Genomic DNA, 23,980 nt, shown 5'->3' on the forward strand with positions numbered 1-23,980 from the left:
ACGCTCAAGGGCACAAGCCCCTTCATGGGAGGAATACCGCATGAGACGCCTTGGTTTCTTGCTGACCGGCCTCGCCATCCTGGTGGGCATCAATGCCGGCGTCTGGCGCTTCGAGCGCGCCATGAGCGCCGGCGAGGTGGTGCTGCTCGAGCTCGCGCCGGTCGATCCCCGCTCCCTGATGCAGGGGGACTACATGCGGCTGAACTATGCCCTCGCCCGCCAGCTGGCGGGCCGTCAGGAGGCTGCCGGCGCCCATACCCTGGTCGTTCGCCTCGACGGGGATCAGGTGGCGCACTGGGTGGCGCAAGGCAACCCCGAGGCCCTGGCCCCGGGCGAGCGCCTGCTGAGGGTGCGCAACGTCCAGGGTCAATGGCGGATCGGGCCGGATGCCTTCTTCTTCGAGGAGGGGGCGGGGGCTCAGTATGAGCAGGCGCGCTACGGCGAATTCCGCCTGCAGGAAGATGGTGACACCCTGCTGGTGGGCCTGCGCGATGAGGCGTTCAAGCCCATCGGCCACAGCCGCCCGGCCTGGTGATGCCTTCTGAAAAGGGCGGCCCCCCCGCCCTCCCCTTCCCCCCTGGGTGGCGAAACCCCATGATTTGGCAACACTTGAAACTGGGCACTCGGAGCAGGACGGTCAGGATGAGAACAGGGATGTCAGGGATCAGGGGCAGGCTCGCCACCCTCGCGGGCACCGCCCTCATGGCGATGCTCTGGGCTGGCCCGCTGCAGGCCAGCCCGGCGCTCGCCAAGCTGCACTACCTCACCGAGGAGTACAAACCCTACAACTTCGCCGGGGAAGGGGGCACCCCCAGCGGCTTCGCCATCGACCTGCTGCACCTGGTGTGGCAGAAGACAGGCACGCCGCCCCAGCCCGTCAGCATCCTGCCCTGGGCGAGGGGCTACTACCTGCTGACCCAGAAGCCCAATGTGGTGCTCTTCTCCACCGCCCGCACCGAGGCGCGCAACCCGCTGTTCAAGTGGGCCTGCCCCATCGGCTATGCCGAGATAGTGCTGATGGGCCTCGCCAGCCGCCCATTGACCCTCACCCGACCCGAGGATGCCCAGCAGTACACCATAGGCGCGGTGCGCGCCGACGTGGGGGAGCAACTGCTGCTCAACGGCGGCTTCGACGAGCAGAAGATCATGACCGCGAACCGCCTCCCCCAGGCGCTCAAGATGCTCACCTCGGGCCGGGTCGACCTCATCTCCAGCAACAAGTCCACCCTGATGGACCTCATCAAGGCCCAGCAGCTGGATCCCGCCCGGTTCGCGGTGCGCTGGGTGCTGAGCTCGGAGCAGTTCTGCTTCGCCTTCAGCCACCCGGTGGACGATGCCCTGGTCAAGGAGTTCCAGCACGGCCTGACCCAGGTGCTGGCCAGCAGCGAGTTCCAGCAGATCCAGCACAAGTACTTCCCCGCCCCCTGAGCCCGGCGCCGTCCCTACTTCACCCGCATCAGGCGGTGGTGCTGCCCGCCCAGCTCGAGCTGGATCACCTGGGAGCGGGCCATGGCCTCGACCCGGGCCAGCATCTCGGCGCTGTAGCCCTTGCGGTGCATCCACTGCATGGGCTCCTCGAAGCTCCCCTCGTTGACGATGAAGGTGTCGGTATAGGCATCCTTGATGATGCTGACCACCCAGATGCGCTGCTGAAACTCAGAGAGCCCGGCGATCAGGGCGGTCGCCTGCGCCGCCAGGGCGCGCAGGGTGCGAATGAAGGGATTGGCCACGACTGGGCTCCGTCTTGGAAAGGGATGGGCATCCTAGCATCGGGGGAGCGGCCTCGCCATGCGCCGCATCAAACCGGCCCCAGGGCCCTCGCGGGCCGGGCCCGTCAATGGGTCGCAGGCGGGATGGGGCCGTCCCCTGCGCTGCGCCGCTGGCGCTTGACCGCATACATGCTCGCATCGGCCCGGCGCAGGGCCTCCTCGACGCTGACCCGTGCCGGATCGACCGCCACCGCGCCCACGCTGGCGCCGGGGTAGTGAAGCACCCGATCCCCCATCGGCAGCTGCAGCACGCTCTGCTCGAACAGGCGGCGCTGGAAGGTCTGCACCGCCGCCTCGACCGAGCGGGCCCCCGGGATGGGCCCCATGCCCACGGCGACAAACTCGTCGCCGCCGAAGCGCGCCAGCATGTCGCCGCTGCGCAGGGTCCCGCTCAGCTGCCGCGCCATGGTGGTGAGCAGCCGATCCCCCGCGTCGTGGCCGTGGGTGTCGTTGATGGCCTTGAAGCCGTCGAGATCGATAAAGGCGATGAAGACGGGGTGCCCGGCCCGATCCGACAGGGAGAACAGCCGGGTGAGCTCCAGCATCAGGGCCCGGCGATTGGGCAGCCCGGTCAGGGGATCGGACAGGGCCTGGCGTGACAGCTCGTCGTTGGCCCGCTGCAACTGCAGCAGCAGGTGCTCGCGCTCCACCTGCTCGGCGATGAGGCGCGCGAAGAAGGCGATCAGCTGCTCCGCCCCCTCCACCAGGGGTTTGCGCTCGGCGCTGGCGCCGCACAGGGTGCCATAGAGGGAGCCGGACGAGGTGCGCACCGGGCTGCTCAGATAGGTACGGATGCCCAGGGCCCTGGCCGCCTGCGAATCCCCCCAGTGGGCGGCGACGTCGTCGGTATAGCGCCTCTCCTCGTCGATGGCCCGGCGGCACAGGGTATCGCTCCACTCCACCGCCGCCCCCTCCGGGATCTGCAGCCCGGCCACGTTGCGGGCATAGCGGATATGCTGGATGCCCTGCTCGAGATCGATCTCGGTCAGGTAGGTCGACTCCAGCCCGGTCACCGTCTCCAGCATCTCCAGCAGGGGGCGGGTCAGACTCTCCAGATCCCGTGCCCCGGTGACCCGTACTGACAGAGCCTGCAATATCTTGTCCATGCCTCTCTCCCGGCTTGCATGCGATTGCCGCACACCTTAGCCAACTCGGGGCACGCCAGACAAGTGCGAGAAAGGGGTAGGCCGGGAAAACGCCCACCCGCTTAAGGCCTGGCGGGCGCACCGCCACGCCCGGGGCCCACCCGGCGGCCCGCCCCGGGCCATAACTTTGAACCAGCGCAAAAAACCCATCATTTCTGACACATCCCTCAGCAATAGCCGTGGATCGGGCCCCGTCGGCTCCGTAGGATGGTAACGGGTGCCCGTTGGCCCCGGTTTCGTCCCGTCGGGTCAGCGGCGCATTGTGGTAGCGAGAGCCAGGGGCGGTAGCAATTCTGGCGGATGCCAGCCCGGCATCCCGCGCCTGCGGCAAGGGGCGAGGGTTTCACCCTCGACGGGAGTGCCCGTCAGCCTCGGGGCTCCATCCTCTCCCCTTGCGGATGAGACGTTGAAAACAATTGGTAGGGTCGAGTAGGGTCGATTAGCGAAGCGTAATCGTCCTCGGTAACCATCCCCTCTCCCCTTGCGGGAGAGGGTCAGGGTGAGGGGTCGCTCACCTGATTGGCACGGCGCCACCATGTAGGGTCGATTAGCGGAGCGTAATCGTCCGCGGTAACCATCCCTTCTCCCCTTGTGGGAGAGGGTTAGGGTGAGGGGTTCGGTAACGTCATTGCCTGGCGAATGCCGCCCCACGCCTAATGGCACGGCTTCGCCATGCAGGACACGAGGGCGCTGCCCTCGACCGGGTTTCGCCCTTATCCCCTCGCCCCTTTGGGGGAGAGGGCCAGGGTGAGGGGTCGGTAACATCATTACTCGATGTCGTAGACCGCTGGATTGACATGGCTTCGCCATGCAGGACGCGAGGACTCCGTCCTCGACAGGGTTTCGCCCGCCCTTCGGGCTTGGGCGAGTGACTTTTCTTTGCGTGGCCAAAGAAAAGTCACCAAAAGAAAGGCCACCCCCGCTTGTTCGCCCTCCTGCGTCGGGTGCCCTCGGTTCCCCCCTTTGTCCGACGGCACGCGCCGATGGGCCATCCCTGGCCCAGCGGCGCTCGCTCGGCGTCCTGCCTCGCGGCCTGGACAAACGGTCTCACCTCGGCGAACAACAGGGGGCAACACGCAACCCGCGGCACCGAGGTCGGTTAACAGGCGTAGGGTGCAATAAGCGCAGCGCATTGCACCGCAGTAACAGCACCCTGTCTATTCGGGGCAAAGATCGGGCTGATTGTTATCTCAGAGCCAATCCCTCGCCCACCCTGTGGCGAGATCAGATTGTCGCACCTATGCAAAAGACTTCATCAACATGGTTGCATAAGTGAAAAAATCATTGTGAGTACAACAGCAAGCGGCACACATCCATATCGGGAAATGGTTTTAAATTGAAGGCCGATAGTGAGTATTCCGCCGTGTTAATAACTTAACTAGGTCAAGTTTTTATTTAGAACAAGTAAAAGCAAAATGAAAATTGATATTATTGACGCAGGGCACGGTGACTGCCTACTGGTTACTTGTGGCGAAAGCATAATCTTGGTTGATTCAGGGCCTGAATCATTCAAGATTCGCCGACAACTAACAAAGAGTCTTAAAAGAATTTTAAATGGGAAGCCAATCAACATTGCAATTGTCACACATAATGATGATGATCACATCGGTGGTTACAAATATCTTATGGCTGATGGCGTGGTTATACAAAAATTCATATTTAATAGTCTTGATTTGATTGAAAAAATTATAAAAAAAGACACTAACAATAAAAAAATTTCCTTTAGACAAGATAGGGAACTTCAAAAGTCACTTTGTACTTTAGGGGTTTATGTTCAAACATTTCAATATGAAGACTCTCCTTTAACCTTCAATAATATAACTCTAACAGCTCTTACGCCAAACAATGACATACTTGAACGGCTAAATGAAAAAGCCAAAAAGAAACAACACAACAAAAAAATATCAGTAACGAGCCGAATTGAAAAATCTATTTGTGAATCTCTTTTGGATTTAAAAAATAATAATGATTTTTTTATCGAAGACACCTCCATCACTAATAGGTCAAGTATATCCTTCATTCTTACATATGAAAAATACAACGTATTGTTTCTTGGTGATAGCCACCCAAGCGATATCATCCAAGCATTAAAGTCAAAAGACCTGTCTAATATATCATTTAATGCAGTCAAGTTATCCCATCATGCCAGCGAGAAAAACACAAACGCTGAACTACTAAAGTTAATAGGCAATACTGATTACATCATTTGCGCAGATAAAAGCCGTCACAATCACCCCAACAACAAAACCATATGTAGAATAATAAACTTCAATAAAAATGCCAAAATACACATGAGCAGTAAAAATGAGCTAATAACTACAATGTATGATCAATGTGTGGTTCAAGGATATAAAGTTTCAATCACCTATCCAGAGAATGGTGTAAATAGAGTTGTGCTATGAGTAGAAAAAATGTGGTGAAAATCATAACTAATCTTTCCGATTCAATCTCTGAGTCAAGTGGCTATCATTTCAAATCTAGCGCTGATGATAGCTCATACGTCATTAGCTCTAAACATGGGGTATGCCATATCTCAAATCAGTGTGAACCTTATAATGATGGTGTTAGTGATTGTTGTAAACAATGTAATATTAAGTTATGCACATCTCATATTACATTAAATAAACACGCGCATATAAAATTAACTCCTCAAAAAATTTATGGCCTACAAAACAAAGATATTTCTATAATTCAAGTACAAGAAAAAAGCTACACACCATTAAGGTTAGGTAAACTTGTAGAAAACAACGGTAATTTCATAGCCTTTGGCTACAAAGCAAAGCAAAATTCCCCATTACGCTTACTTTTAAATTCTCCTGAAATTGACGGTTCTGAATGTTACTTCAATATTCAAAGCAACCCACATCCTGAACTCGTTGAGAAAAGCTCTGATTACAATGGTATATCTGGCTCACTTGTTATTGGACAGGAGTCAACAGATATCCCTATAGCTTATTCAATTTTAACGACCAATGAAGAGGGAAACGATCTCTCGGGTGATATTCTTTTTGATATAAATTTCGATGACTTGAACATTTTCTTTAACTCTCGGGTTTTTTCAGATCAACCAAGTAAAGTAACCCTAGATACGAGTTTTAAAAACCATTTTAAACAAATCTCAACGATTAATGTTAATAGTAACATCTCAATATCAATTTTAGTCCCAATTGATAAAGGATTCCCACATTTCAACTTAAATCCGATTGCTAAATCACTCACCAGTGAACTTGGCTTTGTGTTAGGACACGCAGATAAAGCTTTGAATGGCACGGTTCTGACGTCATCAGCCTTAAAAGTATTGAGGGATCAAAAACATAGGCAACCTGCATATAAATTACTATCAAGTCGCGTAGTTGAATCGGTATTAAACGCGCCTCATATATACTCTACCTACATAGACCACTCTCATTATCATCATGTACATCTTTTAAATGATTCCCAACATGGCCTTGAGTTCATAGTTTCAAGTTTTGGAGGTGAGGGAGCATTGATTGAAAAGTTAAACCAATCACTAAATGACATGATTCAAAATATTACAAAATATTCTTTCAATTCAAAACTAATAGCTGAACGCTCATTTTTAAATATGAAGTACAGCCATGAAGAATGTGAGCTATTGTATAAGGCCCTGTTTAGTGAACAGAATGAGTTCATTAGCAATCTAGCTATAATGCACTGCTTGAATATGCAATCTTGCCCACCATCAAATAATACGCCAATTGAAGATACAATCAAAAACATAGTTCAGCAAGCTATAGATAATATCGACAATGAAACATTGAACTCGATTAATTATGGCCTAAATGTAAGCCTATATGTAATGCCAGTTAATAAGAGCAATGAGATAGCAGATATTATGGAGGAAATTCTTGAATGAACGTCAATGCCGTAAATTATATCTGTGCACGCATTGCGAATAGCGATGACTTTGACCATAAATATGAAAAGCTATGTCTAACAACATCAATTAATAGATTTAATGGTAGTAATTCCAATGAAATTACAATTAAAGAATATCACCAGTTGTTAAAGTATTCCGACTTCTTGTCTAATTCAGACGACAGCTTACATCGAAGTTTATCATTAAAAATAATAGCATCTTTATATGAATTATATAGAAACGAACCAAGCTGCCAGCTAGTTATAAAATCTGTCTTGAATAAATTTGGTCTGTTTTCTGCTGAGAATAAATTTGTCGACCAACGGTTGCATCTTCCTGTCAGCATTGAACTTACCAGTAATTACCGAAAAATTAACCAAAAGATAAGCAACACCTCAGATATATTCACAAATGCACAGTTTGAAATTTACAACGCTATAATTAACAATCGGCATTTTAGTTTTTCTGGTCCAACATCACTAGGTAAATCATTTTTAATTAAAAACACAGCCATAGATCTTATTAAATCCGTTAACAATATAGTTTTCATTCTCCCCACTAAAGCTCTTCTTGAGGAATATCTAATTGACATTAGACGAATGCTCACAGATAGAGAAATTAGCAACATCAATGTGACAAAGGCTGTTTCCAATTTTAACAAAAGCAGTAAAAACATTCTTATCTTCACTCAAGAAAGATATAATAACTTTTTATTTGAAAACTCAGGCACAGATATCATCATTGACGTACTATTTATTGATGAAGCACATAAATTAGCCGATCGAAAAAATAACAGAGCAATAACTCTTTTCAAAGTTATCCGACGAACACTAGATTTTTATCCAAACGTCAGGCTAGTTTTTTCCAGTCCTGTGATATCAAATCCAGAAATGTTTTTTAAAACATTTAATCTAAATGAAAATGCAAAAAGCTTAGTTGTTAGAGAAAGCCCTGTTACTCAAAATCTTTATTTTTCAAACTTAGTCAATGGTGTATTTAAATATTTTGACACTGTAAAAAGAGAAACCTTCGAATTTTCCCCCAAAATAAAATACAACAATGGCTTTGAGCTTATTAGCTCAATTGGCCGTTTATCACATTCAAACCTTATTTACATCTCTAGCAAAATAGAATGTGTTAAAAAATGCGGGCATTTCATTGACTATATGATAGCAAATGGACAACTACATGAAACAGACGACATAGACCTTATCGATGAAGCAAAATTTATTTCAGATTTTGTACATAAAGATTTTATACTCGCGAAGTATTTACGCTATGGCATAGCATTACATAATGGTTCATTGCCAACGTTTATTAGAAAGCGCATTGAGGATTTATATGCTAACAAAAAAATTAAGTACATATTCTGTACATCAACACTATTAGAAGGAGTTAATCTCCCTACACAAAATGTTTTTATATACCCATTTACTCAAAGCACACTTAATGACGCCGAGAAATGTAACCTAGACTTCTGGAATCTAGCTGGCAGAGCAGGGCGGTATCGCAATGAGCTATCTGGAAACATATTTTGTATTGGTGAAATAGAGAAAATTTGGGATTCTGTAGAGATACGGGCTAAAGAAAGTGCAGGAGTAGATATTAATGATGGATTCATTAATTTACTTTCTAAGCATAGGAAAATACTTAACTATCTTGACGGGAAAACAATATCTCCAGATAAAAACATTAAAGAGATAAGTGCATTAATACTCTCGGAAGTCCTTAACTATAAGAACAATGGTGAATTAGGCAGTCTACTCAATGGCTTCAGTGAAAAAATAAGGAATCAGATAATAGACTCTTCCTTGGCCCATTTAGTCCGTAAACAAATATCTGATATTGATCCTATTGCATTCTCAAGCAATCACACTTTCGATAGTGACCTACAGTCTAGAGCTCATCAATACTCTAGAGACCCGAGAAATATATTAAAATCTTATTCAAGAGAAGATGTTTCAAAATACATCAGAACAATTAATGAGGTCTATAACATTAGATCTACAGATAATTCCGTAGACCAGTTGATTAATGTTGTTTACTCTTGGCTTATGGGGTCTCCCCTTTCCGTAATCATTGATAATGGAATTAAATATGGGAAAACTGTTAGAGATCCAGAAACTTATCGCTGGGTTGATTTTGATCAAAATAATCCAGTTCATTTGAACCAAAAGATAATTGAAACAATTTCTTGCATTGAAAATGAAGTAACTTTTGAGCTTGAAAGCCGCTGCTCTCACTTTTATCAATTAAGCAAAGCAGTTTTTGGTGAGTCCGCAGCTGGTTGCAATCTTGCCCCATTGTTAGAGTATGGGACGATGGATATGAGGGAGGCAGCTTTACAAGACTATGGTTTTTCTAGGTTAGCGGCAAGCGAGATAATAAAAAAACATATTAAATGCATTAGTTTCTCTAACGAAGGTTCTAAAGTCATAGTTAATATCCCCATGTTAAAAGAAGCTCTTCGTGGGGATAGTTTTATTAGAAAGGAGTTAAGCTGGATAGCAAAATAAGATTGCAAGTATTAGACATATTTTTTATTTAAACTAAATGAGAGAACATTAAAACCAATATGTACAGATCTAGTTATCACCTGACACCGGCCTCAAACCGGTGTCTTGTTTACGCTACTTTAGTGCGCACTTCCTTCGGTATCAATTTCAGACCCTTCTTGAACATGCTGTAAGGCATCTGTCCCTCCATCATCCTGCCCTGATGTGGCCGCTGGGTGTTGTAGTGTTCCAGGTAGCTATCCAGGTCTGTCTGCATCTGTTCTACCGACTCATACCAGGTCGTCCTCCCCTTGATACGGAAGTGTTCATCCAGCAGTGTGCGATGCAGCCGTTCGATAAAGCCGTTGCTCTGCGGCCTGCGTACCTTAGTTGTCCGGTGCTCAATCCCCTCCAGTTGCAGGAACAGCTCGTAGGGATGGTGGTCAGCTCGTCCACAGAACTCGCGCCCGTTATCCGACAGGATGGTATAGACCCGTGCCTCGTGGGCCTCGAAAAACGGCAGTACCGTTTCATTGAGCACATGAACCGAGGTCACCGGCAGCTTGCTGGTGTAGAGCCGTCCCCAGGCGTGGCGGCTATAGCAGTCCAGCACGGTTTGCAGATACACCTTGCCAACCCCCTTGAGCGCGCCGACGAAGAAGGTGTCGACCGCCACCAGTTCTCCGGTGTAGTGAACCTCAATCTGGCGTTCGCGAAACTCGGGGCTGAAGCGTTCGAGCAGGCGAATCTGCTCGTCATTGAGCTCAATGGTCTGCTCCCGGTGAGTTTTCTCAAGGCGCAGCAAGCGGTCGTGTTTGGAGAGCAAGTCGTGCCGTTGCCACACGCCACGCACACCGCCCGCACTGACATTGATGCCTTGCAGAGCCAGTTCTTGCGCGACCCGCAGCGGGCCATGAGTTGGTCTGGTGAGGGAGTAATCGAGGATGGCCTGTTCAATCTCGGGAGCGACCCGATTGGGATGAGCCCCTTTACAGCCGGGCAATTTGTCGAGCAATCCCTCGGCGCCATAGGTCTGGTAATTACGGCGAATTTCGTAGAACTGCTGACGGCTGTAGCCGATGAGCTTGCAGGCTTTGCTGACATTATTGAGCTCTTTGGCGAGCTCTAGCAGGCTGAGTTTGCGACGTGCTACTTTCTCGTTGGTGGTCATACGGTGACTCCAGATAACACGGTAGGGGTACCGTTTTGTTATCCGGTTTGAAGCCGTATGACCACTCCCTTTTGTGGGCAACTGTCAGGTGAATACCATCTCCATACAACCAATAAAAACCGCAGCCCCAGGGCTGCGGTTTTTTTATTGGGTCAAGCGGTTGGCGCCAGCAGCGCCACCGGCCTTAGGCACGGCGCCAGCTGGTCTTGCCGGCGCTGTCTTCCAGCACTATGCCCATCTCGGTGAGACGGGCTCTAGCGGCATCGGCGGCAGCCCAGTTCTTGTCGGCGCGGGCCTGGTTGCGCTCGGCAATCAGGCGCTCGATCTCGGCGACCTCTTCGTCCGCTTCGTCACCCTTCAGGAAGGCATCCGGATCCTGCTGCAGGATGCCGAGCACGGCGCCCAGCTCCCGCAGACGGGCACCGAGGCCGGCGGCCACGGCCATATCTTCACCCTTTTGGCGGTTGATCTCGCGCACCAGGTCGAACAGGGCGGAGTAGGCTTCCGGGGTGTTGAAGTCATCGTCCATGGCCTCCTTGAAGCGGGCCACCTGCTCCTCGCCACCGGCGGCGGCGGCCGCCGGCAGATCCCGCAGGGCGGTGTACATCCGCTCCAGGGCGGCGCGGGCCTGCTTCAGGTTGTCTTCCGAGTAGTTGAGCTGGCTGCGGTAGTGGCCGGACATCAGGAAGTAGCGCACGGTTTCGGCGTCATAGTGGGCCAGCACATCGCGAATGGTGAAGAAGTTGCCCAGGGACTTGGACATCTTCTCCTTGTCCACCATCACCATGCCGCTGTGCATCCAGGTGTTGACATAGTCGCCGCCGTGGGCGCAGCAGGACTGTGCTATTTCGTTCTCGTGGTGCGGGAACTGCAGATCCGAGCCGCCGCCGTGGATGTCGAAGTGGTTGCCAAGGTGCTTGGAGTTCATGGCGGAGCACTCGATGTGCCAGCCGGGGCGACCCGGGCCCCAAGGGCTGTCCCAGGTCGGCTCGCCGGGCTTGGACATCTTCCACAGCACGAAGTCCAAGGGGTTCCTCTTGGCATCCACCACGTCGACCCGGGCACCGGCCTGCAGCTGCTCCAGATCCTGACCGGAGAGCTTGCCGTAGTCGGCGTAGGAGTCGACGATGAACATGACGTCGCCGTTGTCCGCCACGTAGGCATGCCCTTTTTCCAGCAGGGTTTCGACCAGGGCGATGATTTCATGGATGTGCTGGGTGGCGCGGGGTTCGATGTCAGGGCGCACCATGCCGAGGGCGTCGAAATCCTGGTGCATGTCGCCGATGAGGCGCTCGGTGAGATCGTCACAGGTCACGTGCGTTTCGGCGGCGCGCTTGATGATCTTGTCGTCCACGTCGGTGACGTTGCGCACATAGTTCAGCTCGTAGCCGCTGTAGCGCAGGTAGCGAGCGACGACGTCGAAGGCGACGAAGGTGCGACCGTGGCCGATATGACAGTGATCATAGATAGTAACGCCACACACATACATGCCCACCTTGCCCGGGTGGATAGGTTTGAATTCTTCTTTTTGACGAGTGAGTGTGTTGTATATCTTCAGCATCTTATGACCACTGCCTGTGAGTAAAATGGCCTGCCATTCTAACCGCATCCGGTATAGAAAACGAGGCGCAAAAGCCGACTCTCCCCCCTGCCATCTATGCCGCAGGGCCCTGATGGGCTAGAATTGCCACCACTTTATGCCATACACCTGCGAGCACCTTGCCGCTCGCGTCAAAATGAAAGGACAACTCATGGTCACTCTGCACACCAACCACGGCGACATCACCCTCACCCTGAACGCGGAAAAAGCCCCGGAAACCGTGGCCAACTTCCTGCAATACTGCCGTGACGGTCACTACGACAACACCATCTTCCACCGCGTCATCGACGGCTTCATGATCCAGGGCGGCGGCTATGCCCCGGGCTTCAAAGAGAAAGAGACCCGCGCCCCCATCAAGAACGAGGCGGCCAACGGCCTGTCCAACAAGGTCGGCACCATCGCCATGGCCCGCACCATGGAGCCGCACTCCGCCAGCGCCCAGTTCTTCATCAACGTGAACAACAACGACTTCCTGGACTTCAAGTCCGCCACCACCCAGGGCTTCGGCTACTGCGTGTTCGGTGAAGTGACCGCCGGCATGGACGTGGTCAACAAGATCAAGGGCGTGAAGACCGGCAACTACGGCCGCATGCACCAGGACGTCCCGACCGAAGACGTGGTGATCACCAAGGTGACCCTTGCCGAGTAATCCCTACCGGCCAGGCTCTGATACCACTGCGGCCCCGGCCGCAGTTTTTCCATCTGCCGCCCCGAACTGGCGCCGCCTCGACTATCTGGCCCGTGGCAACGCACGCCAGCGCTCGGCCCATGCCCTGCTGAGTGCCGGCCTGTGGGATGAGCTTGGCCCCCTGTGCGACGATATGGCCCTGGTGAGCACGGTCGCCATCGGGCTCGACCGACCCGGCAGCGATCTCGACATCCTCTGCCAGCACCCGGGCCCGGCCTCTCTTGCCGCGATGCTGGCAACCCAAGGCTGGCAGGTGCGAAGCAAGGGCGAGCAGGTCTGGATCGCCGAGCAGAGCCGTCGCGGGCCCGATGGCCAGTGCTGGTCCCTTGAGCTCTATATCACCCCAGATCCCCTCGAGCACCTCAACGGCTGGCGCCACCTCAGCCTGATGGCCGCCCTGCTGGCCCATTTTGGCGAGCCCTTCCACCAGGCAGTGCTGCGCCTGCGCTTTGATGAAGGGCTCAAGGGGGAAGCGGCTATCTGCCGCCTGCTGGGCCTGTCCGGCGACCCCTACGAGGCGCTGCTGACCCTGGAGGGGCGCAGTCTTGCGGGGCTTTGCTGGTCTCCCCTCATCCACCCGGCCGACGGCCCCTGCGATTCGCCTCGGCGGGACTCTCTTACCATGATGCCCAGGACCTCATGAGCACCCTCTTTATCAGTGACATTCACCTAAGCCAGGGCAGGCCCGACATGACCGCCGCCCTGGTGCGCTTTCTCGCCGAGGAGGCGCCCGGTGCCGACGCCCTCTATGTGCTGGGGGATCTGTTCGAATTCTGGATTGGCGACGACGACCCCAACCCGCTCCACCGCGAGGTGGCCGATGCCTTCCTCGCCCTGAGCAAGCAGAACGTGCCTGTCTACTTTATCCACGGCAACCGCGACTTCCTGCTGGGGCGCCAGTTTGCCAGGCGGGCCGGTATGACCCTGCTCGGCGACCCCTGCGTCATCGAGCTCTATGGCGAGCGGGTGCTGCTGAGCCACGGCGATCTGCTCTGCACCCGGGATGAGGGCTATCAGAAGTTTCGCCGCATCACCCAGCAGAAATGGCTGCGCTGGCTCTTCCTGCGCCTGCCGCTGGCACGCCGACAAGCCATCGCCCACAAGATGCGCGGCCAGAGCCAGATGGAAAATGCTCACAAGAGCCAGATCATCATGGACGTGACCCCGGAAGCGGTGGACGACATGCTGCGCCGGCACGGCTGCCGCCTGATGATCCACGGCCACACCCACAGGCCCGCCATCCACGACTTCCCCCTGGACGGTCGACCGGCACGGCGCATCGTGCTGGGAGACTGGTTCGAGCAGGGCTCGGTGCTGGTGTGCACCCCTGCGGGGCAGCGGCTCGACACCCGCGCGCTCGGCTGAGGCCCTCTGCCTGCCATGGTCATGAGCGAGTCTCATAAGACCGTTTCTGACTCACGCCGACCCGCGGCGGGATACAACCCGGATCCCTGCGTATACTCTGGTTCTTTGCACACATTCTTTGCACACAACGAGGACGAGCTCATGGGATTTCTTACCTGGGTGGTATTGGGATTGATCGTCGGCATCCTGGCCAAGTGGATCATGCCGGGCAAGGATGGCGGCGGTTTCTTCATGACGGTGATCCTGGGGGTGGTCGGTGCCATGGTGGGGGGCTATGTCAGCACCCTGCTCGGCATGGGAACCGTCACCGGCTTCAACCTGCCGAGCATCATCATCGCCACCGTCGGCGCCCTGATAGTGCTGTTTGTCTACAACAAGCTGCGCAGTTGAGAAACCAACGTCAACCGATGCGAGGGCGCCACTGGCGCCCTCGCTGTTTTTCGCCCCGCCCCATCCCTTCAGCCCCTGGCTTGCATTATTTCTAGACGAGGCGTCTAATAACCCCCATGCAACCCAATGACGCCCTGCCCCGCCGCCCCCGCGGCCGCCCTGCCCAGCACGGACACACCTATGCCGACACCCGGGATCTGCTGATCCGCCGGGGCATGGAGCTGCTGACCGAGCAGGGCATCGCCGCCACCTCCATCGAGCGGGTGCTGCAGTCGACCCGGATCCCCAAGGGCTCCTTCTATCACTACTTCGCCACCAAGCACGACTTCACCCTGGCGGTCATGGATGCCTATCACCACTACTTCTGCCGCAAGCTGACGCGCTATCTGGGGGATGCGAGCCTGTCCCCCCTGGCGCGCCTTGGCGCCTTCGTCGACAGCGCCTGCCTGGGCATGACCCGCTTCGCGTTCCAGCGTGGCTGCCTCGTGGGCAACCTGGGCCAGGAGGTGGTGCAACTCTCCCCCGAGCTGCGCCTTCGCCTCGAGCAGATCCTGCTCGACTGGGAGGCGCTGCTCGCCCAGTGCCTGAGGGAGGCGGTGACGACGGGGGATCTGCCTCACGACAGCGACTGCCCCGCCCTCGCCCATCAGTTCTGGATCGGCTGGGAAGGCGCCGTACTGCGCGCACGCCTGGTGGGCAATACCGAGCCTATGCTCTCTTTTCTCAATTTTTTCATGAAGTTAGCCAAGTGATTTTTTAACGTTCATTAATAGTCACGCAGTCCAATTAATGCGAGGAAACAAGATGTTCAAGGGTATTCTGATCGAGAAAGACGAGACGGGTTATCGCGCCAGCTACCAGAGCCTCCCCGAGGAGGTACTGCCTGCCGGGGATGTGACCGTGGCGGTGGAGTGGTCTTCCCTCAACTACAAGGACGGCCTGGCCCTCACCGGTGCCGCCCCCGTGGTGCGCCGCTTCCCCCTGATCCCCGGCATCGACCTTGCCGGTACCGTGCTGGAGAGCCAGCACCCCGACTGGCGCCCCGGCGACAAGGTGGTGTTGAACGGATGGGGCGTGGGTGAGACCCACAGCGGCGGGCTGGCGGAGCGGGCACGGGTCCAGGGCGACTGGCTGGTGCCTCTGCCCTCTGGCTTGAGCCCCCGGGATGCCATGGCCATCGGCACCGCAGGGTACACCGCCATGCTCTGCGTGATGGCGCTGGAGAAGCACGGCGTGGCCCCCGGGGACGGTGACATTCTGGTGACCGGCGCCAACGGCGGCGTGGGCAGCGTGGCGATCGCCCTCCTGACCAAGCTGGGCTATCGGGTCGTGGCCGCCACCGGACGTCTGAACGAGGCGGATTATCTCCAGTCCCTCGGCGCCGTCGAGGTGATCGATCGCGCCGAGCTGGCCGCGCCGGGGCGGCCTCTGGGCAAGGAGCGCTGGGCCGGCGTCATCGACACCGTCGGCAGCCATACCCTGGCCAACGCCTGCGCCACTACCCGCTACGGCGGCGCCGTGGCCGCCTGCGGCCTGGCAGGGGGGATGGACTTCCCCTCCACCGTCATGCCCTTCATCCTGCGCGGCGTCACCCTCTATGGCATAGACAGCGTGATGGCGCCGCGTCCGCTGCGCCAGCAGGCCTGGGCCCGGCTGGCCGAGGACCTCGACCTGACCCGCCTCCATCTCCTCACCCGGGAAGTGCCCCTCTCCCAGGTCGTGGCCCTGGGGGATGCCTTCCTGGCAGGCCAGGTGCGCGGCCGGATCCTGGTCAATGTCCAGGGGTGATGACTGACTCGATATGAGCCGGATCGCCTGACCAAGTCAGGCGATCCTCTCTGTGGCCAGGCTTATTCAGGCCATGGCAACCAAACCGGGATGCCATTTCGTCAGTGGCAGAAAACGATCTGCTAGCCGATCACCGAACAACATGACGACGAGCCCGGTCAGCATGACCAGCATTCCCCCCAGCCTTATCACAGATACCGGACGCTGGATGGTGCCCAGCAGACCAAAATGGTCGATGGCCTGGGATGACAGCAGCTGTCCGACGATGGCCAGCCCAAGCAGGGCCGAAAACCCGACTTTCGGTGCCAGCACGACATAGCTGAACAGGGCGCATGCACCGATCAGGCCGCCAGCCAGACTCCACAGAGGCTGTGACGGAATAGCCGCAAGGGAGGTGAATAATCCGCCGCGCAGCAGCGAGAAGATCCCAAGGCTGAATGCCCCGGCCGCGAAGGAGAACAAGGCGGCGGTGACCGAATCTCCCCCGAGTCCTCGTGCCAGCTGGCTGTTCAGGGTCGTCTACAGAAAAATGCGTCCTTGAGTCTCATCACAGGCACGATCAAGACCCCAACAGCCTTTGGCAGACCGATTTTGAATACAGACCCGTCAACCTGTCACGCAGCTTCTCAGCCGGCTAATCCCTCCTTCTTGAGTCTGGCGCTGAAAAACTTCAGCGCTGTCTGGGTCTTTGCTGACTGGTCCGCGCCGAGGGCGATCCCGTGGCTGGCCAGGTAAGCCTTGAAATCGGCCGCGACCTGGAAGGCCTCTTTCGGCAGGCTCTTGACGGACAGCTCCATGATGTGTGAGCCATCAGGATAGAGCCAGACCTCGGTGACGATGGGGCGATCGAACACCGTCGTTTTCGGCGTGTGCTTGGCCTTGAGCAGGAAGGCGGGTCCGAGGAGGACCAACTGGTCCATCGGGATATCCGCAGGAGCATGGGCATCATAGAAGGCGCGTTGTTCCTTGGAGAACAACTTACGCAAAGGCATCTCGCCCGAGGCCACGTCAAGCACCTCCTGACCGGTACAGACCCCCTTGAACGAAGCCGAGCAGACGAATCCACCCGGCATCGCATCCACCTCGATCTTGAACGCTGCCACGCGGCGCAGCTCAGCATCTATGGTGGAGGGATCCACCGGGCGAAGCTTGATGACAGTGTCTCCATCCCCCCCCTGGATGCGCCGCGCCCGGACGACGATGCCGGCCTTATACAGGGCCAGCTCGGGTGTATCGAAGAAGAAAGCCTGTCGCGGCTGGGCCTCGACCGGATCGAGCCCTATGCTCTTGATCGTCGCACGGGCGCTGGTGAGGGGAACCGACAACTTGAGTTCAACACTGGTGGACCCCTTCACGAGCCTGAACATTTCGATTATCTGCTCGCTCGTAAGGGGCTTGGCCAGTGCTGGCTTCACCGTCTTGTGGGGCGCTGGTGCTTGCTGCTGGGGAGCGACGGCCTTGGTGGTACTTACAGGCTTCGCGCTCAGTGTGGGTGTTGTGGTCGCCTTGCTCATCATGATGACATCCCCTTCGCTGCATTCAGCAAACCATTCGGCTCGATCGCCAAAACCTTTCTCATTGCAAGTAGAGCAACATTCAGTCTCCGAAACGCTCGGCCAGCACGCCGTGACGCAGACCGCGATCGCTGACGGTGAAACTGTCCTTGCCCAGTTTCTCCATTATCGTTCGCACCACGCAGGCTCCGGCGAGGATCACCTCCGCACGCTTCGGCTGCAGGCCGACGATGGCGCGACGGGCATCCGCATCCCTCGACCGGTAGAGCTCGATCTGACGGTCAAGCTCCCCACGATCGACGATGCTGCCCTGAACAACTACCGGGTCATAGGTCGCGAGACGATGCATCACGGCCGTGATATTGGTTACCGCACCGCCCATCCCGGCCAGCGCGTCCGGTACCAGGTGCCCGTCAAGGCGCGAGAGGTCGGCCGAAATGGCCGCCATGACCTCGCGCAGCACCTCGGGCGAGACGGCACGGTCGAGCCCGAAACGCTCGGTGTAACTCACCGCTCCGACGTTGACGCTGAAACGCGTGTCGACCACGGCATCGTGCCCAAAGGTGAACTGGGAACTGCCACCGCCTGTGTCGAAGACGACCAGCGAACCCCGGTTCAGACCCAGGCCGGCCTTGGCAGCCAGATAGGCCATCCGGCTTTCCTCTTCACCCGAGATGACTTCGATATGAATGCCGGTACGCGCTCGAATGGCATCTACAACGTCACCGCCATTGGATGCAATTCTCAGCCCGGCGGTACCGACGGCGGCGATGGCCCGTACGCCATGCTGGTTGGCTTCGCCAACCATGCTTGCTATCGCCGCAATCGTCCGCTCGATGGCCGCTTCGATGATTCTGCCCCCTTGTGAAAGGCCTTCACCCAAGCGGGTCATCTCAGCCCGATCGACGACGGTCCGCCATTTTCCGTCGATGCTGCGCTCGCCGACGTGAAACTTGATGGAGTTGGTGCCGGCGTCTATCACGGCGTAGCGTTCGTTAACATCGTCTATCAGGGCGGCCAGGCCCCGGGGATAGCTGGTGTTCGTGTAACCCTCCAGGCCGAGCCCCCGCACAGCCCGCATCACGCCGGCAGCGTCCTCCGATTCGACCGCAAGGGTTCGGGTCGACTTGCCGTCCGCCACCACCTCTGAGAGCTCTGCCATGCAGCCATCGACCGTATAGCGAACTCGCCGCTTGTGCACCCTCACGGCTCGGACTGACCCACCCGGCGCGGCAAACTGCCCAATGAATTCATCGAGCGTATAGCTCTCACGCACCGACGTCGGCACCGGCAGCCGGAGGGCCTCAAGTACTTTCACGGCCTCAACCCCAGGAAGCGGGAAACCGGCCTTCATGACGGGCGTCCACTGCTCCAGGCCATCGGCGTTAACCTCCCGCAACACCTTGATATCCATCAACGCATCTCGTACTTTCACGTTCTCGCCAGCGCCGGATAGCAGGTAGATCTCGTCACTTTCCTGGACTCCGCTAGGAGCGAGCCGAGCCAGCCGCTCCTCTGCAGCCCCGAAGCGCCTTCCAAATGAACGCCACTCCCAGCGTGGTCTGATCTCAGTCATCACCGTCTCCTTCTTTCCAATCAGGTATCCTGCTCCACGCGATTCCCATTGCGCACTGGCGAGTCTGATGGCACTTCCCGTCAACCATTGGAAGGCTGCACCTGGATTCCGAGTGTAGTGGCCTAACGGTGATTCCCCCACTCTTAAGATGGGATTGCCTCATCTCCCTAGCGATGTGGGGAAAGCGGGTGGGATCTGTGTCGCCAGTTGCAAGCTGTGTAGACAAGAAATGGACAAAAAAGGAAAAGTGAGAGAGGGGAAACGCTGGGGAGCAGAAACAAAAACGACGCCATGAGGCGTCGTATCTGTTTAATCTGTCAGAAATTTTTCTTTAATCTTAATGGTCGAGGCCGGAATCGAACCGGCACGCCGCGAACGGCGAGGGATTTTAAATCAAAGGGCCTCGTTCGCATCCCACTGCATGAAATAGCAAGCAGATGGAGCGAGTAACACCGCAAGTTCGCAACAAATCGCACCCCGTCATAGAACATCGCATACCGCTTATCACAGAATTCGCAAAGATACGCCGCCGTGTTGGTCTTGCCCCCGATCTGATAATCTCTGAGCCTTCGCATTTGCAATCGTTTCAGTCGGAGTCCCCCATGGCAGCCTATTCCCCTCCCTTCACCCTGACCCACGCCATGTTGAGCCGGGTGGCGGAGATCGCAGAATTGGTGGGGCAATGGCGCTCGACGCAGAGCTCGCAAGTCCCCATGCTGCGCCGGGAAAACCGGATCCGCACCATCCAGGCATCCCTGGCTATCGAGCACAACACCCTGAGCCTGGATCAAGTCACGGCAGTGATCGACGGCAAACCTGTACTGGGATTGCCCCGTGAGATCCAGGAGGTGCGCAATGCGTTTGCCGCTTATGAAGCAATGTCGGCTTGGGCCCCTACCTCTTCTGCAGATTTGCTCAGGGCCCATGGACGTTTGATGCACGGGTTATGCGATGACTCAGGGCAATGGCGTAGCAGTGGGGTCGGCATCTATCGAGGTGAGCAATTAGTGCATATGGCTCCCCCCGCGACTCAGGTTCCGCGTCTGATGGAACAACTGATGCAATGGTTGGCAGAAACAGAGGCCCATCCCTTGATCGCCTCTTGTGCCTTGCACTACGAGTTGGAGTTTATCCACCCCTTTTCCGATGGAAATGGTCGTATGGGACGCTTGTGGCAAACGGTGATCTTGAGCCGTTGGCAACCAGTGATGGCCTTCCTGCCGGTGGAAGCGATCATCAAAGAGCGCCAAGAGCACTACTACCACCAATTAAGTCAGGCCGACAGGCTGAGTGACTGCACCGATTTTATTCTGTTTCTGCTAGAGGCGCTGCGAGATGCGTTGGCCGAAGCGATTACCGCACAGCCGACATCTCAGCCCACCCCGCCAGAAAAAGTGAGGGTAGAAACGCCGGTAGAAATGAAGGTAGAAATGCGGGCAAAAACACCGGATGCAGTGTTGGCGCTCTTGGCGAGCGAGCCTGCCCTGACCCTGACACAAGTAGCCGAGCGAATAGGCAAATCGACCAGCACGGTGGAGCGAGCAGCTGCCGCATTGGTTAAAGCGGGGCGATTGCGCTTTGTTGGTCCGCGCAAGGGTGGGCATTGGGAAGTGTTGTCATAGGACAGCTTGCTAATGCCACCGAGTGTGTTACTACAGCCGCCCAGCTTCCGGGTCGCATCAGTAAACATACAACCAGCCAAGTAAACCCAAACGCAACGAACCCCATTTGCGCACAAAGGGGGGGCAGTAACTCTCTGTTTTATCTCACTAACACCACAAGGTGTAAGATCTCCATTGGGGATAATCAGATACTGTGATACTTGCCCCACATCCCAATGGATAGACTCTTACAGGTCAGCTAACCTGACCTCACCACATCCCCAAAAGACGCATGAAATGGAATTCTCGTCGCTCGCGGTATCTGTTCTGGCAACTACTGGCTTGTTCCTGTGCCCAATATTCTTATCTGTCGGAATCATCTTGTTAATAAGAAAAAGGCTTCGCTCACATAGGGTCAGCCCGTTGACCGCCGACCTGCTCAGGCCAGCGGGTCACACCCTGCAACAGCAAATCCAGGACCTGCAAATAGATCTCTTTTCCCAAATGCTATTCACGCCATTGACCATGATGATGATCGGGTTCTACCTCTTGTTACAGAGCTACATCGATAAGAGGGCTATGAGCACGACAGTGATGCTGATTTCCGGGGTCGTTATGCTGGGCCTCTTTATCTATGGCACAACCAAAACTTACAAAATGGCCAACAAGGTTCAGCACCTCAAGCTGGGTTATTCCTGTGAACTGGCAGTCGGTCAGGAGTTGGACCAAATCGTTAGGCCCCCACAGCACCCCTATCGGGTTTACCACGATATCCCGTTTGATGGCTTCAATATCGACCATTTGATCATTTGCCCTAACGGGGTCTTTGTCATCGAAACTAAAGGCCGCTCCAAACCCATCAACAATGGAGAAAAACAGTTCAAGGTTCGGGTCGAAAATGATGCGCTTCACTTCCCAAACCATGTTGAAAAAGCGCCGCTCGAACAGGTCCGCCGTAACGTCACTACCGTGCGTAACTGGCTCAACAGTGCAACTGGGACCGAAGTCCCGGTAGGTGGCGTTCTAGTTCTACCTGGCTGGTTTGTGGATTTACGCCAGAAGATCACCTTCCCCTACATCGTCAGTGCCGCTGCACTCCCCAAGCAACTCCCCCAATTTAGGGCTGGCTCACTAGAACTGGCCCAGATCCAGGCCATAGCGCACCAAGTAGAGCAAAAAGTACGGGACGTCGCCAAGGCAGGCTAACAGGGCTTGATTGCCAACTGATACGCCATCAGTCAGCAAACTTATCCCTCCACCCTTGAATGCCCCTCAGTTTGAGGCTCTTGGGGTATAGAGGAAACCGGGGGGAGTTCGCAGCGATGAAATTGAAGTCACCCATTGCGGGTAAAAAGCCAGCGGCGCTATTGTACTAATGCCTTTTTTGCACAAGGAGTGTACTCGATGTCTATCTCGCCTATGGATCTCGCAACTTATTACGGTGTCGATGACATTCCTGCTGCCCTATCGATAGGCGATAACCTCCATAGTTTGCTCGTAGCCATATTCAGGAATGAGCCTCTGACTTCGCCCCGCTACGACATTCTAGCCAGCTACGACCTCAACGCCTTGAGAGGCTTTATCAACGGCGATATGACTCTCCCTGAGTTCAGACGCCAATCTGCGGTAGAACAGGAGCAGCGCCGTTCTAAATCTCTTTACTATAAGGGCCGAAAGATTGTGCATCGCTACCAACCTTCAATCACGAAGCCCTTGGCTGCTCAGCCAGACGACAAAGCTAATATAGAGAAGACCAGTCAAAATCCCACTTGGGATTACCTGCAGAAATTCCGGATCAAAAATGGTCTGGCCGATGGCCAGAATTCTGTGTCCCTCCCCCCGCATGAACTGGCCAGACAATTCTGGGTGGATGATATCACCAGTGCGATCACGGGCGGTGCCAGGTTGCACAGCCTCCTTGTCGCGGCAGGACAAGGCGCGACGATATCAGCAGCTAACAGACAATTTCTCTTGAACAGAGGGTTGAATGCCTTGCTGTGCTTCTTGACCGGCGAACTCTCCCAAGAGCAGTTTGACCAAAAAGGGAAAGCGGAACAGGAGCAACGAAACGAGCTTGCGCAACAGAAACAACGCGAGATCGCCGCTCAGAAGGCCGCAGATGAAGAACGTTATAAAGCCGAGCAGAAAGCCCGAAGTGTGCGACTTGAGGCTGAGCGGATTCAGCGTGAGAGTGACCCCAAGTACATCGCACGGATGAAGAACCAAGCACTCAGGGAGAAGTATGGTGTAACTGGATATGTCGAATCACATCACCTCAAACAGCTCATGGCAATCCTTCTCAAGCTGGATGCAGGTACACGGCTGCTGGAGACTGAAACCATCTGGCTCAAGAGCAATGGCCGTGAGTACGAGACAAAGGAGATTCTGCATAGCTACAACCGACTCGAAGCTGATCACTGGCTAGCGGAGTACCGCAACAGCAAGAACCCATGGAGTGCAGTCAATGCCAGCGGACACTTGCGTAAATGCGCAGCATCGAATGAGGCGATTGCGCTGCTGAGTGCCATCCCAGTCAAGAGGCAGGTTCAGCCCAAGCTGAAATCCGCCATTCTCACCACGCATGGTGGCGCGATGCGTGACCATGGCGACCATACTGCCGCATTGAACATGGGCGCTGAGGCTCACCGTCTTCAACCCAACAACTTTCGCCCCTGCACACTACTTGGCGCAGTCTGTATCGAGCTTGGCAACATTAGTGAGGGACATGAGTGGTATTGCAAGGCGGAAGCCAGAGGCGCTGGTCGTGACAGTATTATGTCGGATGTCAGGTCGCTTCTTACCCGGATGACAGCCGATAAACGTGAAGCAGTTATCGCAGAGCTGTTACGCATTCATCCCGAACAGTATCGATGGCTAACTAAGTGGCGTCAGGCCAAGGCATAATTGACATTATTGCTAGCAAACTGAAAGTGAATCGCTACCCGTTACTGAGAATGGACTGGATGTGTTTAGAACACTGGTAGCGATTCACCCTTTT

21 protein-coding genes are annotated in these 23,980 nt (G+C 55.0%); 14 read left to right on the forward strand and 7 right to left on the reverse strand.

All coding sequences use genetic code 11. The annotated features are described in order from the left end of the window. Positions 1-40: 40 nt before the first annotated feature. Both I6L39_RS19200 and I6L39_RS19205 read left to right on the forward strand, forming a co-directional pair. Entirely contained in the window at positions 41-535 is a 495-nt protein-coding gene (locus tag I6L39_RS19200) for a GDYXXLXY domain-containing protein (RefSeq protein WP_209792906.1), read from the forward strand. Between the two features lie 167 nt (positions 536-702). Further along, positions 703-1,428 (forward strand): ABC transporter substrate-binding protein, encoded by a 726-nt coding sequence (locus tag I6L39_RS19205; protein ID WP_209793166.1) that lies wholly within the window; start codon positions 703-705, stop codon positions 1,426-1,428. 14 nt (positions 1,429-1,442) lie between these two features. Here the strand turns inward: I6L39_RS19205 and I6L39_RS19210 are convergent, their stop codons facing one another. Both I6L39_RS19210 and I6L39_RS19215 read right to left on the reverse strand, forming a co-directional pair. Beyond that, on the reverse strand, positions 1,443-1,730 hold the full coding sequence (locus I6L39_RS19210) for a hypothetical protein (protein WP_216990543.1): 288 nt from the start codon (positions 1,728-1,730) through the stop codon (positions 1,443-1,445). A gap of 104 nt (positions 1,731-1,834) precedes the next feature. Then, entirely contained in the window at positions 1,835-2,875 is a 1,041-nt protein-coding gene (locus I6L39_RS19215; RefSeq protein ID WP_216990544.1) for a diguanylate cyclase, read from the reverse strand. Between the two features lie 1,454 nt (positions 2,876-4,329). Here I6L39_RS19215 and I6L39_RS19220 point away from each other — a divergent pair. Genes I6L39_RS19220 through I6L39_RS19230 form a run of 3 tightly spaced genes read left to right on the forward strand, consistent with a single transcriptional unit; the run spans position 4,330 to position 9,310 of the window. Further along, positions 4,330-5,316: an MBL fold metallo-hydrolase gene (locus I6L39_RS19220; RefSeq protein ID WP_080633015.1), complete on the forward strand. Its 987-nt coding sequence runs from the start codon at positions 4,330-4,332 to the stop codon at positions 5,314-5,316. After that, the gene (locus I6L39_RS19225) at positions 5,313-6,791 is read left to right on the forward strand and encodes a hypothetical protein (protein ID WP_216990545.1); all 1,479 of its coding nucleotides are present in this window, start codon (positions 5,313-5,315) and stop codon (positions 6,789-6,791) included. The genes I6L39_RS19220 and I6L39_RS19225 overlap by 4 nt, the downstream gene beginning before the upstream one ends. After that, positions 6,788-9,310: a DEAD/DEAH box helicase gene (locus I6L39_RS19230; protein ID WP_080633013.1), complete on the forward strand. Its 2,523-nt coding sequence runs from the start codon at positions 6,788-6,790 to the stop codon at positions 9,308-9,310. Before I6L39_RS19225 ends, I6L39_RS19230 begins: the two co-directional genes overlap by 4 nt. A gap of 109 nt (positions 9,311-9,419) precedes the next feature. Here the strand turns inward: I6L39_RS19230 and I6L39_RS19235 are convergent, their stop codons facing one another. Together I6L39_RS19235 and cysS are read right to left on the reverse strand one after the other, a co-directional pair. Continuing rightward, positions 9,420-10,460 carry an IS481-like element ISAs19 family transposase gene (locus I6L39_RS19235; RefSeq protein WP_216990438.1) on the reverse strand — a complete coding sequence of 347 codons (1,041 nt, stop codon included), beginning with the start codon at positions 10,458-10,460 and terminating at the stop codon, positions 9,420-9,422. A gap of 184 nt (positions 10,461-10,644) precedes the next feature. Beyond that, positions 10,645-12,021: a cysteine--tRNA ligase gene (gene cysS / locus I6L39_RS19240; protein ID WP_216990546.1), complete on the reverse strand. Its 1,377-nt coding sequence runs from the start codon at positions 12,019-12,021 to the stop codon at positions 10,645-10,647. A gap of 190 nt (positions 12,022-12,211) precedes the next feature. Here cysS and I6L39_RS19245 point away from each other — a divergent pair, with 190 nt between their 5' ends. The 6 genes from I6L39_RS19245 to I6L39_RS19270 all read left to right on the forward strand — a co-directional run bounded on the left by I6L39_RS19245 (position 12,212) and on the right by I6L39_RS19270 (position 16,291). Continuing rightward, a complete protein-coding gene (locus I6L39_RS19245; protein WP_216990547.1) occupies positions 12,212-12,709 on the forward strand; it encodes a peptidylprolyl isomerase in 498 nt (165 codons plus the stop codon). Beyond that, on the forward strand, positions 12,699-13,391 hold the full coding sequence (locus I6L39_RS19250) for a DUF4269 domain-containing protein (RefSeq protein WP_216990548.1): 693 nt from the start codon (positions 12,699-12,701) through the stop codon (positions 13,389-13,391). Before I6L39_RS19245 ends, I6L39_RS19250 begins: the two co-directional genes overlap by 11 nt. Continuing rightward, the gene (gene lpxH, locus I6L39_RS19255; protein ID WP_216990549.1) at positions 13,388-14,113 is read left to right on the forward strand and encodes a UDP-2,3-diacylglucosamine diphosphatase; all 726 of its coding nucleotides are present in this window, start codon (positions 13,388-13,390) and stop codon (positions 14,111-14,113) included. The genes I6L39_RS19250 and lpxH overlap by 4 nt, the downstream gene beginning before the upstream one ends. A gap of 141 nt (positions 14,114-14,254) precedes the next feature. Further along, entirely contained in the window at positions 14,255-14,503 is a 249-nt protein-coding gene (locus tag I6L39_RS19260; protein WP_010675223.1) for a GlsB/YeaQ/YmgE family stress response membrane protein, read from the forward strand. 116 nt (positions 14,504-14,619) lie between these two features. Further along, positions 14,620-15,255 carry a TetR/AcrR family transcriptional regulator gene (locus I6L39_RS19265; RefSeq protein ID WP_216990550.1) on the forward strand — a complete coding sequence of 212 codons (636 nt, stop codon included), beginning with the start codon at positions 14,620-14,622 and terminating at the stop codon, positions 15,253-15,255. A gap of 52 nt (positions 15,256-15,307) precedes the next feature. Next, complete coding sequence (locus I6L39_RS19270) at positions 15,308-16,291, forward strand: MDR family oxidoreductase (protein WP_216990551.1); 984 nt, start codon at positions 15,308-15,310, stop codon at positions 16,289-16,291. A 66-nt stretch (positions 16,292-16,357) separates the two neighbouring features. On the opposite strand, the gene I6L39_RS19275 is transcribed toward I6L39_RS19270, so the two are convergent. The 3 genes from I6L39_RS19275 to I6L39_RS19285 all read right to left on the reverse strand — a co-directional run bounded on the left by I6L39_RS19275 (position 16,358) and on the right by I6L39_RS19285 (position 19,381). Continuing rightward, entirely contained in the window at positions 16,358-16,753 is a 396-nt protein-coding gene (locus tag I6L39_RS19275; protein WP_254203697.1) for a DMT family transporter, read from the reverse strand. 164 nt (positions 16,754-16,917) lie between these two features. Continuing rightward, positions 16,918-17,808 carry a hypothetical protein gene (locus tag I6L39_RS19280; protein ID WP_216990552.1) on the reverse strand — a complete coding sequence of 297 codons (891 nt, stop codon included), beginning with the start codon at positions 17,806-17,808 and terminating at the stop codon, positions 16,918-16,920. Positions 17,809-17,887: 79 nt separating this feature from the next. Further along, positions 17,888-19,381: a hypothetical protein gene (locus I6L39_RS19285; protein WP_216990553.1), complete on the reverse strand. Its 1,494-nt coding sequence runs from the start codon at positions 19,379-19,381 to the stop codon at positions 17,888-17,890. 602 nt (positions 19,382-19,983) lie between these two features. On the opposite strand from I6L39_RS19285, the gene I6L39_RS19290 reads away from it, so the two are divergent. The 3 genes from I6L39_RS19290 (at position 19,984) to I6L39_RS19300 (ending at position 23,886) form a co-directional block, all read left to right on the forward strand. Continuing rightward, a complete protein-coding gene (locus I6L39_RS19290) occupies positions 19,984-21,003 on the forward strand; it encodes a Fic family protein (RefSeq protein ID WP_216990554.1) in 1,020 nt (339 codons plus the stop codon). Positions 21,004-21,279: 276 nt separating this feature from the next. Continuing rightward, complete coding sequence (locus I6L39_RS19295; protein WP_216990555.1) at positions 21,280-22,188, forward strand: nuclease-related domain-containing protein; 909 nt, start codon at positions 21,280-21,282, stop codon at positions 22,186-22,188. Positions 22,189-22,386: 198 nt separating this feature from the next. Continuing rightward, positions 22,387-23,886: a hypothetical protein gene (locus I6L39_RS19300; protein ID WP_254203699.1), complete on the forward strand. Its 1,500-nt coding sequence runs from the start codon at positions 22,387-22,389 to the stop codon at positions 23,884-23,886. The last annotated feature ends 94 nt before the right edge of the window (positions 23,887-23,980 follow it).

Origin of the sequence: Aeromonas sp. FDAARGOS 1409 (genome assembly GCF_019048705.1) — a bacterium.
GTDB classification, from domain to species: Bacteria; Pseudomonadota; Gammaproteobacteria; order Enterobacterales; family Aeromonadaceae; genus Aeromonas; species Aeromonas sanarellii.